At 75.8% G+C, this 16,156-nt stretch carries 17 protein-coding genes, 1 tRNA gene and 1 riboswitch; of the genes, 7 read left to right on the top strand and 11 right to left on the bottom strand.

Translation table 11 applies throughout. From position 1 onward, the window contains the following. Positions 1–134: 134 nt before the first annotated feature. Entirely contained in the window at positions 135–974 is an 840-nt protein-coding gene (locus CLV92_RS18705) for a helix-turn-helix domain-containing protein (RefSeq protein ID WP_158257332.1), read from the bottom strand. 110 nt (positions 975–1,084) lie between these two features. On the opposite strand from CLV92_RS18705, the gene CLV92_RS18700 reads away from it, so the two are divergent. Then, positions 1,085–1,528, top strand: a complete 444-nt coding sequence (locus CLV92_RS18700) for a hypothetical protein (RefSeq protein WP_104435297.1) — start codon at positions 1,085–1,087, stop codon at positions 1,526–1,528. A 38-nt stretch (positions 1,529–1,566) separates the two neighbouring features. On the opposite strand, the gene CLV92_RS18695 is transcribed toward CLV92_RS18700, so the two are convergent. Further along, positions 1,567–3,237 (bottom strand): alpha/beta hydrolase domain-containing protein, encoded by a 1,671-nt coding sequence (locus tag CLV92_RS18695; protein WP_104435296.1) that lies wholly within the window; start codon positions 3,235–3,237, stop codon positions 1,567–1,569. Positions 3,238–3,453: 216 nt separating this feature from the next. Between CLV92_RS18695 and CLV92_RS18690 the strand changes: the two genes are divergently transcribed. Together CLV92_RS18690 and CLV92_RS18685 are read left to right on the top strand one after the other, a co-directional pair. Continuing rightward, complete coding sequence (locus tag CLV92_RS18690; protein ID WP_104435294.1) at positions 3,454–3,771, top strand: hypothetical protein; 318 nt, start codon at positions 3,454–3,456, stop codon at positions 3,769–3,771. A 65-nt stretch (positions 3,772–3,836) separates the two neighbouring features. Beyond that, positions 3,837–5,192 carry a PP2C family protein-serine/threonine phosphatase gene (locus CLV92_RS18685; RefSeq protein ID WP_104435293.1) on the top strand — a complete coding sequence of 452 codons (1,356 nt, stop codon included), beginning with the start codon at positions 3,837–3,839 and terminating at the stop codon, positions 5,190–5,192. Here the strand turns inward: CLV92_RS18685 and CLV92_RS18680 are convergent. Together CLV92_RS18680 and CLV92_RS18675 are read right to left on the bottom strand one after the other, a co-directional pair. After that, positions 5,190–5,262: transfer RNA gene (locus CLV92_RS18680), tRNA-Lys, on the bottom strand. The two genes, CLV92_RS18685 and CLV92_RS18680, sit on opposite strands and share 3 nt — an antisense overlap. Before the next feature lie 182 nt (positions 5,263–5,444). Continuing rightward, positions 5,445–6,371 (bottom strand): DHH family phosphoesterase, encoded by a 927-nt coding sequence (locus CLV92_RS18675; RefSeq protein WP_104435360.1) that lies wholly within the window; start codon positions 6,369–6,371, stop codon positions 5,445–5,447. Between the two features lie 196 nt (positions 6,372–6,567). On the opposite strand from CLV92_RS18675, the gene CLV92_RS18670 reads away from it, so the two are divergent. After that, complete coding sequence (locus CLV92_RS18670; protein ID WP_211291272.1) at positions 6,568–7,251, top strand: haloacid dehalogenase type II; 684 nt, start codon at positions 6,568–6,570, stop codon at positions 7,249–7,251. Positions 7,252–7,288: 37 nt separating this feature from the next. On the opposite strand, the gene trxA is transcribed toward CLV92_RS18670, so the two are convergent. The 6 genes from trxA to CLV92_RS18640 all read right to left on the bottom strand — a co-directional run bounded on the left by trxA (position 7,289) and on the right by CLV92_RS18640 (position 12,722). Further along, on the bottom strand, positions 7,289–7,729 hold the full coding sequence (trxA, locus tag CLV92_RS18665) for a thioredoxin (RefSeq protein ID WP_104435290.1): 441 nt from the start codon (positions 7,727–7,729) through the stop codon (positions 7,289–7,291). A 201-nt stretch (positions 7,730–7,930) separates the two neighbouring features. Continuing rightward, positions 7,931–8,590, bottom strand: coding sequence for a DinB family protein (locus tag CLV92_RS18660; RefSeq protein ID WP_104435288.1), 660 nt, complete (start codon positions 8,588–8,590; stop codon positions 7,931–7,933). 68 nt (positions 8,591–8,658) lie between these two features. Then, entirely contained in the window at positions 8,659–9,663 is a 1,005-nt protein-coding gene (locus CLV92_RS18655) for a helix-turn-helix transcriptional regulator (protein WP_104435286.1), read from the bottom strand. 67 nt (positions 9,664–9,730) lie between these two features. Next, a complete protein-coding gene (locus CLV92_RS18650) occupies positions 9,731–10,393 on the bottom strand; it encodes a response regulator transcription factor (protein WP_104435284.1) in 663 nt (220 codons plus the stop codon). Beyond that, the gene (locus CLV92_RS18645; RefSeq protein WP_104435282.1) at positions 10,390–11,994 is read right to left on the bottom strand and encodes a sensor histidine kinase; all 1,605 of its coding nucleotides are present in this window, start codon (positions 11,992–11,994) and stop codon (positions 10,390–10,392) included. Before CLV92_RS18645 ends, CLV92_RS18650 begins: the two co-directional genes overlap by 4 nt. Next, positions 11,991–12,722 (bottom strand): hypothetical protein, encoded by a 732-nt coding sequence (locus CLV92_RS18640; RefSeq protein ID WP_146099649.1) that lies wholly within the window; start codon positions 12,720–12,722, stop codon positions 11,991–11,993. Before CLV92_RS18640 ends, CLV92_RS18645 begins: the two co-directional genes overlap by 4 nt. A 249-nt stretch (positions 12,723–12,971) precedes the next feature. Between CLV92_RS18640 and CLV92_RS18635 the strand changes: the two genes are divergently transcribed. Beyond that, on the top strand, positions 12,972–13,682 hold the full coding sequence (locus CLV92_RS18635; RefSeq protein WP_158257331.1) for an LmeA family phospholipid-binding protein: 711 nt from the start codon (positions 12,972–12,974) through the stop codon (positions 13,680–13,682). 155 nt (positions 13,683–13,837) lie between these two features. On the opposite strand, the gene CLV92_RS18630 is transcribed toward CLV92_RS18635, so the two are convergent. Further along, complete coding sequence (locus CLV92_RS18630; RefSeq protein ID WP_104435277.1) at positions 13,838–14,296, bottom strand: DUF4383 domain-containing protein; 459 nt, start codon at positions 14,294–14,296, stop codon at positions 13,838–13,840. A gap of 107 nt (positions 14,297–14,403) precedes the next feature. Then, positions 14,404–14,510: riboswitch (TPP riboswitch) on the top strand. 23 nt (positions 14,511–14,533) lie between these two features. On the opposite strand from CLV92_RS18630, the gene thiD reads away from it, so the two are divergent. Beyond that, a complete protein-coding gene (gene thiD / locus CLV92_RS18625; RefSeq protein ID WP_104435275.1) occupies positions 14,534–15,355 on the top strand; it encodes a bifunctional hydroxymethylpyrimidine kinase/phosphomethylpyrimidine kinase in 822 nt (273 codons plus the stop codon). Between the two features lie 56 nt (positions 15,356–15,411). Beyond that, positions 15,412–16,131: a TenA family protein gene (locus tag CLV92_RS18620; protein ID WP_104435273.1), complete on the top strand. Its 720-nt coding sequence runs from the start codon at positions 15,412–15,414 to the stop codon at positions 16,129–16,131. Positions 16,132–16,156 lie beyond the last annotated feature (25 nt).

The following is a 16,156-nucleotide window of genomic DNA, read 5'->3' as shown; positions in this document are numbered from 1 at the left end:
TGCGCGGCGGCCCGGCCCGGCGGGTTGGTCGGGGCGGGGTGCGGGGACGTTCGGCCGGATGACACCGGCGTGTCGTCGGCGCAACGTCCCCGCCGACGGGCGGGTGGGGGGCGAGAGCGTGGTGCGGCGACGGGTCAGCCCGGCTCCGCCAGCAGTGCGGCGCTGGCGGCGTCGGCGGGGCTGAACGTCTCCAGCGCCAGCACGGGGCCGCCCGCGCCCGAGGGCAGGGCCAGCAGCGTGGTGGTGCTCACCAGCCGGACGACGCCTCGCGGGGTCTGCAGGACGAGGGGGATGAGCACCCCGCCCGGCCCGGCCGCGGGCTCGGGCGCGCTCGCCGGCGGCGCGTCCACCCCGGTCGCGCCCACCTCCGCCCGCACCGCGGCGAGCACCGGCCGCGCGCGCTGCCGCAACTGCGCGTCCACGCGGGCCAGCAGCGCCGCCCGTACCCGCGGCAGGTCCTCGATCGACGGGGCGAGGCCGTCGGGGTCCAGGGTGAGCCGCAGCATGTTCACGGGTTCCCGGCGCAGGCGCTCGGGAAGCCCTTCGAGCAGTTCCCGCACGGGGGCGTTGGCCGCGACGAGGTTCCAGTCCTCGTCGAACACCAGGGCGGGCACCGGCAGGTGGGCGTCCACGACGGCCTGCAGTTCCCGCCGGTCCGGGGCGGGGCCCGGGTCGGGGTGCACCACGAACCCGGCGGCGACGAGGAGGGCGTCGTGCGCCGCGTCCGGCAGGTCCAGGCCGTCGGCGAGGCGGCGCACCAGGTCCCGGCTCGCGCCCGCGCGGCCGTTCTCCACGTAGGAAAGGTGCCGGGTGGAGATGCCCGTGCGCTCGGACAGGGCGAGCTGGCTCAGGCCGCGCCGCCGCCGCCACTCGCGCAGCAGGTCCCCCACGCCGGGCGGGCGCTCGGCCGCGGCCGGCCGCGGCGCCGGGAGGGTGGGCGGGGCCGCGGGCCCGTCGCTGCGGTCCACGCGCATCCGTCCACGGTACGGGCAGCCGCACACGGCGGCCATGACCTGCGAGGTCATCGACTCACGAGCTCCGCCGCTGCCAGCCTGGCGCTCCCCACACCACCCCAGGAGGAGCCATGAGCACGCACACCACGTCCCCCGTGCTGTCGCCGCCGGCGGCGGAGCCCGTCGTCGCCCTCGACCAGCGCGTCCGCTGGGCGCTGCTCGGCGACGGCGCGCTCGCCACCGTCCTCGGCCTCGGCGGCCTGCTCACCGGGCACCTGCAGGCGCAGTGGACGGGCCTGCCGCCCGAGCTGCACCTCGCCGCCTCGGTGGGGCTGCTGCCGTACGCGGTGCGGGCGCTGCAGACCGGGCGCGGCCGCACCGCCCGCACCGGGCGGCTGTCCACGCTGCTCGTCATCAACGTCGTCTACGCCGTCACGGCCGCCGCCCTCCTGGTGAACGGCTGGCTGGAGCCGACCGTGCTGGGCACCGCGCTGCTCGTCTCCTACATCGCCGTGCCCGGCGCGGTGGGGGCCTGCATCGCGGCGACGCTGCGCCGGGGGACCGCCGCCCGCTGAGGCGTCGCGGGCGGCGGTGCCCCCGTGCTCGCGGCGCCTCAGGGGGTCAGGGGGTGGTAGACGGGGGAGCCCGGAACCCCGGAGGCCTCCGCCTGCTCGACCACGGCCCGGCCGTCCTCCGCGGTGAGGTAGCGCCGGGCCACGAGCCGGCGGGTGTCGCGGCGCACCGCGTCGACGTAGGCGTCGTGGCTCGGGTACAGCGCCCGCAGCCGCTCCTCGTCGAACGGGTCCTCGTGCCCGGCGATGAAGCAGAACCCCCCGCCCGCGGAACGGCCGTGCCAGGTGCTGGTCGGCACGTCGACGTAGGGGGTGCGGTAGCCGCCGACGAGGTTGCCGAACTCGTCGGCGACCGGCTCGGCGTCGCGCACGTCGATGACGGTGCCGCGCGGGGGCGCCACCCGGTCGCGCGACCACCGGTCCAGGTTGCGCAGCGCGGCGTCGAACACCAGCGAGGACGGGAAGCGGCTGCGGGGGCCGTCGGCGCAGCTCATCGCCGGGATGGTGCGCCCCGCCTTCACGATGTCCTCCGGCGCCGCGGAGTAGTGCAGCTCCTCCGGGGTGGCGTGCCCCATGCCGGGCACCTCGTAGTGGCGGAACGGGTCGCGCGGCGAGTTCCCGTCCTCGCGGCGGGAGGCGATGCCCAGCAGGAAGTCCGACTGGGACATGACGTGGATGACCGGCACGCCCGCGTCGCGGATCTGGTTGCGCGGGTCGTCCGCGGCCGGGCGCGGGGAGCACTGGTTGATGGACGACGCCCCCGCGAAGGCGCCGCCGGCCACCCCGATGACGTAGCCGTCGAACAGGTGCCGGCCGTAGCGGCGCACGTCGAGCGGCGCGATGGCGTTGACGTAGGTGTAGAGGAAGCCGCCCGTCTGGGAGTAGCCGAACGCGTAGAGCTTCTCGACGGGGGACCGCCCGCCCGCGGGGGTTCCGTAGCGCAGCGGGTTGGACGGCGCGTCGCTGCGCAGCCATGCCGCGACCTGGCTGTTGACGTCCCAGACGAGGCCGTTCTCCGTGGTGCGCTTGCTGTCGCCGCGGATGAGGGTCTGCAGGTCGGTGCAGTTGCGCGGGTCGTCCAGCGGCAGGGGGTTCGCGAAGGACAGGGAGCCGTAGCGCTCGGGGTCGAAGGTCTTCAGCGCCTCGATGGCGACGGGCTTGCCGGTGATGCCGACCCACACGTCGCCGTCGCGCATCATCTGCGGGCCGCTCAGCGCCCAGCCGATGTTGAGGTCGAAGAGGTTGGAGGGGTTGAGCACCTCCACGACCACGTTGCCGCTGAAGTCGGCGCGGTCCGCGGGGCGGCGCACGAGGATGCGGGTCGTGTAGGGCGCGTCCTCGGTGCGGACCACGGCGGGCCCCGGCTGCGGCCAGTCGTAGACGTTGGCACGGCCGCTGACGAGGAACTCCTCCTCGACGTAGCCGGAGCGGCGCAGGTCCTGCGGGATGCGCTGGTGCAGCGCACCGCCGAAGGGGTGCGACGTGGCCGTCACCGGCAGCGGGCCGGTCACCTCCGGGAGCGCGGGGACGGCCGCCGGGTTCGCGGCGGCGGGGTCCTGCGCGCCGCCACCTGCTCCCGCCGCTCCCGGCGCGGCCTGGGCGGGAACGCTCGCGGCGAGCAGCGCCGCGCAGGCGAGGGCGGTGGCTCCGCGCAGCGCGCGGCCCGGCGCGAGGGCGGGGCGGCGTGCGGGGCTGGGGTGGGCCGGGGGCATGGGTGGCTCCTGTCCGTCCTCCGTCGGCGGATGTCCCGCCGCAGGGCACCTCGACGTGTCCTGGAGCAACGGACCGTAGGAGGGGGTCGCGGGACGGGCAAGGGACCGGGTTCGACATTCCCGAACCGCGCGCGGGGCGGGGCCCGCGGGACCGCGCGGGGCGGGCTGCGCCTCCCCCCCAGGCGCCGGGCTGCCCGCGGTGCCAGGATTGTGGACATGTCCGACGAGCAGCCCGACGTCTACGACCTCGACCGCATCGCCCGGATGGTCCTGGCCATGGACCCCGCCGACGTCCACCGGCTGACCGCCGGCACCGAGGGCGGGCCCGGGCTGGCGGGCGCCGGCCACGGTGACGGGCGCGCCCTCGCCGTCTACCCGCCCGTGGGCGAGCGCGGCCTGACCGTCGCGCGGGACGACGCCACCGAGCTCGTGCGCCGCATCCTCGACCACCGCCTCGTCGAGGGCTCCCTCAGCGAGCAGCAGCACGACCAGATGCTCACCGAGGCGATCGTCGGGCTCAACGGGCTGGTGTAGCGGCCGGTGCGCGACCTGACCGCGGACCGCGCCGCACCCCGCGCGGCCCGGAAGACCGCCCTCCCGTGAGCGTGGAGCAGCAGGGCAGCGCAGACCGCCTGCAGGAGGACGTCGAGGAACTGGCGTCGGACCTGCGGTCCGGCCTGCAGCCGCGTTCGGTGGCGGCGCTGCTGCGGCTCTCGGACGTGCTCTCCCGCACCGAGACCCTCGGCGCGCTGGCCGAGCAGGTGCCCGAGGTCGCACGCGCGGCCCTCGACGCCGACCACGCCGCCGTCGGCCTCAGCGAACCCGACGGCGACCACCTCCAGTACCTCGACCCCGACGGGCTGCCCGAGGACCCGCCCCGCCCCGGCCGGCAGGTCCCCCTCGCGGTGCCCTCCCCGGTGGCCGACGCCGTCCGCACCCGGCGCCCCGTCGTCTTCGCCCGCCTCGCCGACGCCGTCCACGCCCACCCCACCTCCCGCGACGAACTGGTCGCGGCGGGGCTGGAGACCACCGCCCACGTGCCGCTCGTGACCGCCGGCAGCGTCGTCGGTGTCCTCGACGTCGCCTGGCGCGAGCCGCGCCCCCTCGGCCGCCTCGAGCACGACGTGATGCAGGCCCTCGGCGGATTCATCGCCCAGGCCGTTGCCCGCATCCAGATGATCGAGCAGCGCCGCTCCTCCGCCGAGACGCTGCAGCGCTCCCTCCTCACGCACCTGCCCGTCGTGGACGGGCTGGAGCTCAGCGCCCGCTACGTCCCCGCCGCCTACGGCGAGGAGGTCGGCGGCGACTGGTACGACGTCGTCCGCCTGCCCGACGGCAGCGCCGCCTGCGTCATCGGCGACGTCGCCGGTCACGACATGGCGGCCGCCGCCGCGATGGGCCAGGTCCGCGGCCTCCTCCGCGCCTTCGCCGTCGACCGCGACGAGGGGCCCGGCGACCTCGTGCACCGCCTCGAACGGGCCATGGTCAGCCTCGACCTCGACGTCCTCGTGACGCTCGTCGTCCTGCGGGCCGAGCCCCTTGCTGCTGCCGAGCCCCCCGCTGCTGCCGAGGCCGGCCCCGGCAGCGGGTTCCGGCTGCGCTGGACCAACGCTGGGCACCCGCCGCCGCTCCTGCTGCGCCCCGACGGCAGCACCGAACTGCTCGAGACCGAACCCGAACTGCTCATCGGGCTGCTCACCGGCAGCACCCGCAGCGACCACGACCTCGACCTGCCCGCCGGCGCCACCGTGCTGCTCTACACCGACGGGCTCGTCGAACGCCGCGGGCGCAGCCTCACCGACGGCATCGAGGAACTGCGGGACGTCCTCAGCCGCCTCGCGGGGAAGGGGCTCGACGAGCTGCTGGACGAGCTCGTGGTGGCGCTCGTCGGCGCGCACCCGGACGACGACTGCGCGTTGCTGGCGATCCGGGGCGGGGGAGGGTCAAGCCGGTAGGCCCCGTGGGACTCGAACCCACAACCCGCGGATTAAAAGTCCGCTGCTCTGCCAGTTGAGCTAGAGGCCCGGGGCGCCGGAGGTGGTTCCCGCCGTCCCGCGGGGAGCCTACCGCCGCGGCCTCCCGCCGCCACGGCCCGCCGCCCCCGCCTGAGCGCCGACAGCAAGCCGCCGACGGCCCGCCGCCCACAGCCCCCCACCAACACCACAGCGCCGGCACCTCCTCGGGAGGTGCCGGCGCTGCGGGTGGGGTCAGCGGGGGGTGCGGACCGACTCGATGATCTCGCCCATGACCTGCTCGGAGATCTCGTGGGAGACCTGGCAGGTGCCGGCGGCGAGGTGGCCGCCGCCGCCGTAGCGCAGGCACACGGAGCCGATGTCGACGGGGGAGCTGCGGTCGATGATCGACTTCCCGATGGCGAAGACGGTGTTCTGCTTGGCGCGGCCCCAGATGACGTGCACGGAGACGCGGGCCTGCGGGTAGAGGGCGTAGACCATGAACCGGTTGCCGGCGTGGATGGTCTCCTCGTCGCGCAGGTCGACGACGACGACGTCGCCGTGCAGGGTGGTGACCCGCTTGAGCTGCTCCACGAACTGCTCGGACTGGGCGTTGTACAGCTCGACGCGCTCGGCGACGTCGGGCAGGGCGAGGATGCCCGTCACGTCGTCGTGCTCGATGCAGGCGTCGATGAGCTGCATCATCAGCTGGTAGTTGGAGATCCGGAAGTCGCGGAAGCGGCCGAGGCCGGTGCGGCTGTCCATGAGGAAGTTCATGAGGGTCCAGCCCTCGGGGTTGAGGATCTCCTCCTCCGAGTACGCCGCGGAGTCGCCCTGGTCGACGGCCCGCATGAGCTCCTCGGACACCTTCGGGAAGCGCGCCGCGCCCCCGTAGTAGTCGTAGACGACGCGCGCGGCCGAGGGGGCGTCGGCGTCGATGACGTGGTTGGTCTTCTCGCCGCCGGTGCGCAGGGTCTCGGAGTGGTGGTGGTCGAAGACCAGGTGCGCGGCGGGGGCGTAGGGGAGGTTGGTGAGGATGTCGCGGTCGCTGACCTCCACCACGCCGTCCTGGACGTCCTTGGGGTGGACGAAGGTGATCTCGTCGATCAGGTCGAGGTGCCGCAGCAGCACGGCGCACACCAGCCCGTCGAAGTCACTTCGGGTCACCAGGCGGTACTTCACGGAGGCCTCCACCAGAGCTGTCACGTTCTCCGTCATCGGCAGCCGGGCGGCGAACCTTCAGCGCTGAGGCTCACGTTCTCACGGCACCGCCCGTCCCGCCTCGCGCCGAGCCCGTGAGCACGGGGCGGCGGGCCCGGGGCGAGCTGATCCGCATGGCGGCGGCGCGGGTGGGCACTGCAGCGGCATGGATGCTGACGTGCCCCGCCCCAGCGTGCTGGTCTTCGACGTCAACGAGACACTGTCGGACATGGCCCCGATGGCCGGTCGCTTCGCCGACGTCGGAGCTCCGGGCCACCTCGCCACCACCTGGTTCGCCTCGCTGCTGCGCGACGGCTTCGCGCTGGCGGCCGCCGGCACGGCTGTGCCGTTCGCCGTCATCGGGGAGTCGGTCCTGCGCGGCGTGCTGCACGGCGTGGACCTCGGCGTCGGCGTCGACGAGGCCGTGGAGCACGTGATGTCCGGCTTCCAGCAGCTGAGCGTCCACCCCGACGTGCCCGAGGGCGTCCGCGCCCTGCGCGCCCAGGGGCTGCGGCTGGTGACCCTGACCAACGGCAGCACGTCCATCACGGAGGGGCTGCTGGAGCGCGCCGGCCTGCGGGACGAGTTCGAGCACCTGCTGTCCGTGGAGAGCGCGGGCACGTGGAAGCCGACGCTGCGCGCCTACGAGTACGCCGCCGCCACCTGCGGGGTCACGCCCGCCGAGTGCATGCTCGTGGCCGTGCACCCCTGGGACATCGACGGGGCGGAGCGGGCGGGCATGTCCACCGCCTGGATCGACCGGAACGGCGCGCCCTACCCGGCGCACATGCGCCACGCCGACGTCGTCGCCGACGGGCTGACCGGTCTCGCGGAGCGGCTCCGCGAGACCGGGGCCCGCTGACCGGCGCGCAGCCGGGCAGGGGTGGGGCGCCCGGGGGTCAGAAGACCGCCGGGTCCGTCCCCGCGCGCACGCCGGGGGCGCGCATCGGCTGCTGGGCGGCCGCGCGCTGCACCGCGGCCTGCTGCTGCGCCTGGATGTACTGGGCGCGGACCTGCTCCATGTCGAGGCTGCGGACCGCGGTGATGAGCTCCTCCAGCGCCGGGGCGGGGAGGGCGCCGGGCTGGCCGAAGACGGGGATGCCGTCGCGGTAGGCGACCAGCGTCGGGATCGACGTGATGCTGTAGCGCGCCGCGAGCTCCTGCTGGTCCTCGGTGTCCACCTTGGCGAACGTGATGTCCGGGTGGGTCTCCGACGCCTGCTCGAAGACGGGCGCGAACTGCCGGCAGGGCCCGCACCACGAAGCCCAGAAGTCGATGAGCACGATGCCGTCGCGCACGGTCTCGTCGTGCGTCTCCAGTGTCAGGGCCTTGGTCGTCATGGTGGGGACAACCTACGGGGCTGCCGATGCGTTCCCGCCCCGGGGCCCCACGGGAGCGGGACCGGGCCGGGGCGGGGACGTCCGGCCGCGACACGCCTGTGTGTCGCGTGCCGAACGTCCCCGCCCAGCGGGGGCCGGACGGGAGGCGCGGCCAGCGGAGGCCGGACGGGAGGCGCGGCCAGCGAGTCCGGACGGGACGCCTCAGCGGGGTGCGCGCCCCGTCAGCGCCAGCAGCCGTTCCTGCGGGTCCGCGTCGGCCGGGGCCTCGACCGCCGGGCCGAAGACGCCCCACTGCCGCCACTGCTCCGCGTGCACCTCGAAGTAGGCGAGCATCCCCGCCACCAGCTCCGCCGGGAGCCGGTCGTCGGCGCCGACCAGCCGGGCGATCTCCACGGCCCGCAGCGCTCGGAACGTGACGACCTGCCACAGGTAGTCCCCGGCGGAGAAGTCCCCGAAGGAGCAGTGCACGGTGCGGGTGAGGTCGTCGAGGTCGCGGATCGCGGCGACGCCGGTGGCGGCGATCTCCGCGAAGCGTCCGGCCGGGTCCTCGCCCAGCCGGTCGCGGTCGAAGGGGTCGGCGCCGTGGACGTCCTCCCCGGCCTCCGCCATCGTGCGCCCAGCGAGCATGTCCGGGATCCACGCGTCGTCGTAGGCGTGGTAGCTCAGGATCTCCCGAAGCGTCCGGTCCCGGGACGGGTCCATCGTCGTCACGTGCGGGGCGGTGCTGCGGTCCCACGCGGGGTCCGGGACCTGCCGCACCACCCGCACGAGGGTCTCGACGGCGAGCACGGCGAGCGGGCGCGGGTCCGGCGCCTGCGAGGTGCTGACGGACAGGTCCTGAGCGCCCTGGGTCTGGGTCATGGCTCCTCCAACGTCGGTGGGTTCGCCGGCCGGGCGGCCGGTGCGGCCCACGCTAGGAGCCCTTCCCGTCAGATCCTGTCGTGATTCGCGACGACTTCGCCGGACCCCGCGTACAGGGCGGCGAGGGCGGCGACCTCCGCGGCCAGCTGCCCCCGCAGGTGCGGCGGGTCCAGCACCTCCACCCCCGCGCCGAGGCCCAGCAGAGCCATCACCGCCCACCGCTCCCCGTCGAAGCCGACCTCCACCACCACCCGGCCGTCCCCGTCGCGGGGCAGGTCCTCCGCCAGCACCGGCACCTCCGCCTGCGCCGCGGCCGCGCTCACCCGCCGCAGCGACGGCAGCAGCTCCGGATCGGCCCGCACCCGCACCCGGACCCGCACCCGCCGCCGCTCCAGCTCCGCGCGGTGCGCCCGCCACGCCCCCTCCAGGTCGAAGCCCGCCGGGCGCCGCACCCGCTCCGCCAGCACCTCCACCGCCTCCAGCCGTGACACCCGGTAGGTGCGCTGCTGGCCGTCGCGCAGCGCCAGCAGGTACCACTCCGACTTCAGGACCAGGCCCAGCGGATCCAGCACCCGCTCCACGACCTCCCCACGGCGGTGGTGGCGCACCCGCACCCGGCGGTCCTCCCACAGCGCCTCCGCCAGCGTCCCCAGCGCCGGCGTCGGCTCCGGGCTGCCGAACCACCGGTCGGTGTCCAGCAGGAACCGCCCCGAGACCCGCTCGGCCCGTTCCCGCCCCTCCGCCGTCAGCCCCGCCAGCACCTTCAGCCGCGCGCCGCCCAGCACGTCGGCCAGCCCCAGCTCCCCGGCCGGGCCGGCCAGCCCGAGGAACGCCACCGCCTCCGCCTCCCGCGGGGACAGCCCGCTCAGCCTCGTGCGGTACCCCGGTGCGAGGCGGTAGCCGCCCGCGACGCCCCGCGTCGAGACCACCGGGATCCCCGCAGCCTGCAGCGCCTCGACGTCGCGCTGCACCGTGCGCTCGGAGACCTCCAGGTGCTCCGCGAGCTCGCGCGCCGTCATCCGCTGCCGGGTCTGCAGCAGCATCGTCATGGTCAGCAGCCGGCTGGCGCGCACGGCACCACCGTCCCACCCCCGGCCGGCACGGTGGCCGCACGTCAGCCGGGACGCTCACCCGGGGTGCTCAGCCGGGGCGCAGCCGGTAGCCCATCCCGCGCACCGTCTCCACCCGTTCCGCACCCAGCTTGCGGCGCAGGTAGCGGACGTAGACGTCCACCACGTTCGAGCCGGGGTCGAAGTCGTAGCCCCACACGGCGCTCAGCAGCTGCTCCCGGGTCAGGACCTGCCCGGGATGGCGCAGGAACGTCTCGGCGAGGGCGAACTCCCGCGCCGACAGGTCCACGTCCCGCCCCGCGACGCTCGCCGAGCGGGTCCGCAGGTCCAGGTGCAGGTCGCCCGCGCTGAGCACCGTGGCCTCGGGGGCGCGGCGCTCGCGCAGCCGCAACCGCAGCCGGGCCAGGAGCTCCTCGAAGCGGAACGGCTTCGTCACGTAGTCGTCGGCCCCGCCCTCCAGCGCCCCCACCGCGTCCGCCACCTCGTGGCGGGCGGTGAGGACGACGACGGGCACGTCGTTGCGGGACTGCCGCAGCCTGCGCAGCACCGTGAACCCGTCCACCTCCGGCAGGCCCAGGTCCAGGATGACGACGTCGAAGTCGCCCCCCGCCAGCAGGTCCAGCGCGCGCCGGCCCGTGGGTGCGACGGTCGTCGCGAACCCGCTGGCCCGCAGCCCCTTCTCGAGGAAGGAGGCGATGCGCGCCTCGTCCTCCGCGATGAGCACGCTGGTCACCGCGCCTCCCCGCCGACGGGGGCGTCGACGCCCGGGTCCAGGGGGAGGACGAGGGTGAAGGTGGCGCCCGCACCCGGGCGGCTGCTCAGCCGCACCCGGCCGCCGTGCGCCTCGGCGATGGAGGACACGATCGCCAGGCCGAGCCCGGAACCCTCACCCGCGCGCCCGGCGCGGGAGCGGCCGAACCGCTCGAAGATCCGCCCGGCGTCCTCCGGCGCCACCCCGGGGCCGCAGTCGCGCACCCACAGCTCCAGCGCGCCGCCCCGCACCGCGCCGCCCAGGGCCACCACGTCACCCGGGTCGGTGAAGCTCACCGCGTTGGACGCCAGCTGCAGCAGCGCCTGCGCCAGCCGCTGCGGGTCCGCCCGCAGCAGGACCTCCGGCCGGGCGTCGACCAGCCAGCGCCGCCGCCCCAGGGCGAGCGCCTTCTCGAACGTCTCCTCCAGCAGCCGCCCCGCGTCGACCGTGCGCGGCGCGAGGAAGTCCGGCCGGCGCGCGGAGGCCAGCACGGACAGGTCGTCCACGAGGCGGCTGACGCGCTCCACCTCGTCCAGCACCAGGTCCCGGGTCTCGCGGACGTCGTCCGCGGCGGCGGGATCCATCACCTCCAGGTGCCCCCGGATGATCGTCAGGGGCGTGCGCAGCTCGTGGCCGGCGTCCTGCAGGAACTGCCGCTGGGTGGTGAAGGCCTCCTCCAGGCGGTCGAGCATCCCGTTGAAGCTGCGTGCGAGGTCCGCGACGTCGTCGTCGCCCCGCACGGGGCTGCGCGCCGCGGTCCGGCCCGTCAGGGCGTCGGCCCCCACGGCCTGCGTCGTCGCCCGCAGCCGCTGCAGCGGGCGCAGCAGGTGCCCGGTCACGCCCCAGCCGACGAGGGCGACGAGCAGCAGCACCCCGAGGGCGACGGTGGCGAACGTGCGGGAGCCCTCGCGGACACCGCGCAGCTGCACGTCGACGCTCTGGGTGACGACCAGCACCCCCAGCTGCGACGACCCCGGCAGCGTCACCGGGACCGCGGCCAGGCGCAGGTCCCCCGCCGAGCTGGGCACGGTGCGCAGCGCGGCGGGGGAGTCGGCGCGCAGGGAGCGCGCGACCCGCATCACGGCGGGCTCCTCCTCGAGCTCCACCGGCCGGGGACCGGCGGGGCGGTAGGCGGGCACCCCGTCGAGCACCGCCAGGCGCGTCTCGCCCTCCTCGGCGACGTGCCCGCTCACCGTCGCCCGCAGCAGCTGGTCCACCGACGTGAACCCGGCCCCGGTGGCCGGGTCCACGCCGGTGCGGGCCAGCGTCCGCAGCTGTTCCACCTCCTGGTGCAGGGAGGCGTCCATCCTCCGCTCGGCGGCGTCGACCTGGACGACGTGTGACACGGTCCCCTCCATCGCCGTGCCCGCCGCCGCCGTCAGGACGACCGCCAGCAGCACCTTGACGCGCACCGTCCGGACCCCGCGCCGCGCGCGCCGCGCCACCTCGCGCCCGCCCGCCGCCACGTCGCGCAGCCGCCCCCACGGCGCGCCCCCGAGCGGTCGGGCGGGAGCAGGTGGTGGTGGGGCGGCCGGTGCCGCCCCCACCACGTGCGCCCGCCTGCGCAGGGGCTCGACGGTCATCGCTCCCGGGGACCTCCGCCCTTGCCCGCGGAGCCGTTGCCGGAGCCGCCCCCACGGCTCTCGGTCGCGTCGCCGGGGCGATCCCCGCGTGCTGCCTCGCCGCGGTCCGGGCGGTGCTGCCCCCGGTCGTCGCGGCGTGCCGCCGGAGCGCCGGAGCCCGTCCGCGGCTCCTCGGCGCGGGCCTGCGGCTCGGCGTCCTGCCGGGACTGCTGCCCGGCCTGCTGGCGCGCCTCGTGCTTCCCGCCGTGCCGGGCGTCGCCCTCTCCGTGGCCGTGGCCGTGGCCGTGGCCGTGGCCGTGCGCGGGCCTGCCCTCGGGCGGGCCGACCGGCACGTGGGCCGGCGGGCCGACGGGCCTGCCCTCGGGCGGGCCGTCGGTGGTCTCGTCGGTCGTCTCGTCGGGGGCCTCGCCCGACGTCCCGTCCGGATCCGCCGTCGTCGGCGGGTCCGTGGGCGCGGGGCTTTCCGCGGGGCTCTCCGTCGGGCTCTCCGTCGGGGTCGGCTCCGGCGCCGCGCCCTCGAGCTCCTCCGGCGGGCTCGCGGGCACCTCCTCCGGGCCCTCGTCCGGCGGCGCCACCTCGGTGGTCGACGGGGTCGTCGAGACGCCGCTCATGACCACCGGGCCACCGAGGTCGACGTCCGGGGGATCACCCCACGTCGCACCCACACCCGCCGCGGTCAGCGCGACCGCCGCGGCACCCACCAGGCTCAGCTTCATCGAGTTCCTCATGTCCTCTAGCTCCCCATCGAGCCGGAGACCTCCGTGAGAACGACATGAGAAGGCTCTCATCCCCCGGAGATGGACACCCAGCGTAGGCAGGTCCGAACGGGTGGTGATGCTTGCGCCCCGGGCGAACGAAGCGCCGGGCCGTGCTGCGCAGGCGCCCGGGGGCGCTCCCGGGGTTCCTGGGCGAGCATGGGGCCGTCGGAGGGAGATCGCGTGGGACGTCGAGGGCGCATCGGGTGGACCGTCGGGCTCGTGCTGCTCGCAGTCCTCGTGGTCGGGGCGGTGGTCGCGGACCGGATCGCCCGCACCCGCGCTGCCGAGGCGGTGGCCGCCGAGGTGCAGCGCGAAGCCGGGCTCCCGAGCGCCCCCGAGGTCGTCTTCCCCGGTGGCTCCTTCCTGTGGCAGGCGGCCCGCGGATCGTTCGACTTCATCACCGTCACCGCCGCCGAGGCGGAGCGGGAGGGCATCACCGGCCGGGACGTCAGCGTCCGCCTCGAGGACGTGCAGGTGGAGCGCGACGTCCTGCTCGGGCGCGGCGGCGCCATCAGCGCCGCCGGCGGCAGCGCGCGCGCCCTCGTGCCGTACTCCTCGCTGGAGGAACGGGTGGAGCGCGACTGGCGGAAGGTCGCCATCTCCCAGGCGGGTTCCGAGGTGGAGGTCACCGGCGAGTTCACCGTCCTCGGCCGCGAGCAGAGCCTCTCCGTCGTCCTCGCCGTGGAGCTGGACGGCTCGACCCTCGTGCTCACCCCCACGGCGGCGTCGGTGCCCGGCCGGGAGCTCGACCTGGACGCCCTGCGCCGCGTGGCGGACCGCTTCGGCATCGAGTCGCCCCTCGACGGGGTGCCGGTCGAGCTGCGCGGACTGCCGCCGGAGGTGCGCCCCCGGACCGTCACGGTCACCCAGCAGGGCCTGCGGGTGGGCGCCGACCTGCAGGCGATGCAGGTGGCCGTGCCGCCGCGCTGAGCCTCCGCCGGTGACCACTCACCGTCGGCGGGCGTCCCGGCCCGACAGCCGGCCTGCGGGCCGGGCCACGGCCCCGGTGCGTCGCCCGGCGCGGAGCGGCGTGTTCCGGTCTGCCCCCAGGCGGGCTGTCACACCGGGCCCGGCATCCGGCCGGCTCAGTCCAGCTGCGCGGTGGAGGGGCGCACCGGGGTCTTCGTCGGCACCAGCGCGATGATCAGACCCAGCGCCGCCGTGACGCCGTGCAGCACGTCGTCCGCCTGGTTGAGGTTGAGGACGTCCGCCGCGGGGTCGTCGCGGGTGGCGATGCCGTGGAACATCAGCGCGCCGTAGCCCACGAACAGCAGCACCCCGAACCACCGGGCCAGGCCCCGGCGAGCCCACGCGACCAGGCCCAGGACGCCGACGAGCACGTGCAGGACGTTGTGCAGCGGGTTCACGGCGAACCCGAGGAGCTGCTGGTCCGGGTCGTGGCGGGTCCAGTCGGAGAACCCGGTGACGAAGAACCCCGCCACCCCCACGAGCAGGAAGGTGGCACCCACGGCCAGCGACATCCACTGCCCGGCGGTCCGCCGGGGGGTCGTCGTGGCGGTCCGCCCGGACATGTTCAGACTCACAGCGCCCTCCGTTCGCCGGCACCGGCGGTGCCCTGCTCCCTGGATGCCCGCGACGGCCCCGCTGAAACCGTTCCACCGGCCCGCGACGAGCGTGGTGCTAGCGTTCGCGCCCTGACACGGGGTGCCCCGGCCGGTCCGCCGGTGCTGGGCTGAGATCACACCCGTCGAACCTGAAGCAGGTCATGCTGACGAAGGGATGTCACCGATGCTCGCGCACGCTCCGGCCGGAACCGCCCGGTGACCGCCTCCATCGCCCTGACGATCGCGGGCAGCGACCCCAGCGGCGGCGCCGGGATCCAGGCCGACCTGAAGGCGTTCAGCGCGCTCGGCGCGTACGGCACCGCCGTCCTCACCGCCCTCACCGCGCAGAGCACGCGCGGGGTCTTCGGGGTGCACCCGGTGCCGCCGGAGTTCCTGCGGCAGCAGCTCGACGTCCTCCTCGACGACCTCGACGTGCGCGCCGTCAAGATCGGCATGCTCGGCAGCGCGCCGCTGGCCCGCACGGTCGCGGAGGTGCTGCGGCGCGCGCAGGCCGGGCCGGTCGTGCTGGACCCCGTCATGGTCGCCACCAGCGGGGACCGCCTCCTCGACGACGACGCTGTCGAGGTCATCGCGCGCGAGCTGCTGCCCCTGGCCGACCTCGTCACCCCCAACGCCCCCGAGGCCGCGGTGCTGCTGGGGGAGCCGACCGCCCCGCACGCCGAGGCCGCCGTCGCCCAGGCCGAGGAGCTGCACCGGCGCGGCGCGAAGGCGGTGCTGCTCAAGGGCGGTCACTTCGGCGGCACCACCAGCACCGACGTGCTCGTCGACGCCGGCGGCACCCGGCTGCTGCAGCGCGAGCGCATCGACACCCCGCACACCCACGGCACCGGCTGCACGCTGTCCTCGGCGATCGCCGCGCTCGCGGCGGTGCGGGGAGCGCCGGCGGGCGGCGACTGGCACGGCCTCGTGGCGGAGGCGCGCGACTACCTGCACGCCGCCCTCCTCGCCGGCCGCGACCTGCACGTCGGCGGCGGGCACGGGCCCGTGCACCACTTCCACCCGTGGTGGCCGGCGTGAGCGCGGGCACCACCCCACAGCAGCAGCCACAGCAGCGGACGACGCGAGGAGCGGACATGGGCGGGCGTTTCACCGACGAGCTCTGGGAGGCCACCGCGGACCTGCGCGCGGCCATCGACGACCTGGAGTTCCTCACCCAGCTCGGCGAGGGCAGCCTCGCGCCGGAGGCGTTCCGGCAGTACCTGGAGCAGGACGCGCTCTACCTCGCCGGGTACGGCAAGGCGCTGGCGATGCTCGCGGTGCGCGCCCCCGAGACGGAGGCGGTCGCGTTCTGGGCGGGCTCCGCGCGCACCACCACCGTCGTGGAGGCCGCCCTGCACGAGGACCTCCTCACCGGCGGCGGCCTGCCCCCGGCCACGAGCGAGACCCCGGAGCACTCCCCGGCGTGCCTGGCCTACGTCTCCTACCTCATCGCCGCCGCGGCCACGGAGCCGTACCCGGTGGCGGCCGCGGCGATCCTGCCCTGCTACTGGGTCTACGCCGAGGTCGGCAGCCGCCTGGCCCGCACCGCGAAGGACGTCCTCGCCGCGAACCGCGACCACCCCTACGCCCGCTGGGTCGCCACCTACGACGCGGAGGAGTTCCAGGAGGCCGTGCGCACCGCCCGCGACCTCGTCGACGCCGCCGCGCTCGACGCCTCCCCGAAGGAGCGGGCCGCCATGCGGCGGGCGTTCGCCATCGCCACCCGCTACGAGCTGCTGTTCTGGAAGTCCGCGTTCGACCTGGAGGCGTGGGACCACCCGCTGGAGGGCATCGACGTGCACCACCCGGTCTGACGGCCGGCTCCGCCCGTCCGGTGCG

The sequence above is a fragment of the Kineococcus xinjiangensis genome (assembly GCF_002934625.1).
Taxonomy (GTDB): Bacteria; Actinomycetota; Actinomycetes; order Actinomycetales; family Kineococcaceae; genus Kineococcus_A; species Kineococcus_A xinjiangensis.
This window is presented reverse-complemented; position numbering and strand designations above follow the sequence as displayed.